Raw genomic sequence first — 834 nt, 5'->3', positions numbered from 1 at the left:
CGGGTCGGGATCTGGCCTCGCAATCGACGATGTGCCGGCTGGAGAACCTGCCTGGCGTGCGGGAACTGGTCGTTATGGGCCGTGCGATGGTCGACCTCTATTGCTCTTCCTTCCGGCAGGTTCCGAAGCGGATCGTGCTCGACATTGACGACACTTTTGACGCCGTGCATGGCGGCCAGCAATTGCGGCTGTTCAATGCCCATTACGACGAATACGGCTTCCAGCCGATTGTTGTGTTCGATGGCGACGGCCGGTTCGTCGGTGCGGTCCTGCGACCAGCGAAGCGGCCGAGCGGGGCTGAAATCCGCCCCCACCTGCGCCGCCTGGTGCGGGCGATCCGGAGCAACTGGCCGAACACCGGCATCCTTATCCGGGCCGACGGGCATTACTGCAGCCCGCAGGTCATCGACTGGTGCCGCGCCAACGATGTCGACTTCATCCTCGGCGTGGCGCCCACCACGACCCTGCGCAAGCATGTCGCGGACCTGGAGAGCAGCACGATGGCGCGTTTTGAAGCATCGAAGACGAACAAGGTCCGCCGCTTCAAGGAGTTTTTTGACGGCGCCGACAGTTGGAGCCGCGTAGAGCGCATCATCGCCCGCGTCGAGGTCGGCGCCCAAGGTGCCGATACCCGCTTCATCGTCACCAACCTTGCAAGTGGCAAGGCCAAGGCGCTCTACGAGGATGTCTACTGCCGGCGCGGCGCTGCCGAGAACCACATCAAGTCGTGGCCGCCGACCGCACATCCTGCACAAGAGCGACGGCCAACCAGTTCCGGCTGTTCCTGCATGCCGGCGCCTACTGGCTGATGTGGGGCCTGCGCGCCGCGATGCC

At 64.5% G+C, this 834-nt stretch carries 1 pseudogene; it reads left to right on the top strand.

Features of this window, described 5'->3' with window-relative positions:
• Positions 1 to 834, top strand: a pseudogene (locus tag ACFFNA_RS40855) (IS1380 family transposase); the annotation flags it as partial.

It is taken from the genome of Mesorhizobium kowhaii (assembly GCF_042431665.1).
Taxonomy (GTDB): Bacteria; Pseudomonadota; Alphaproteobacteria; order Rhizobiales; family Rhizobiaceae; genus Mesorhizobium; species Mesorhizobium kowhaii.
This window is presented reverse-complemented; position numbering and strand designations above follow the sequence as displayed.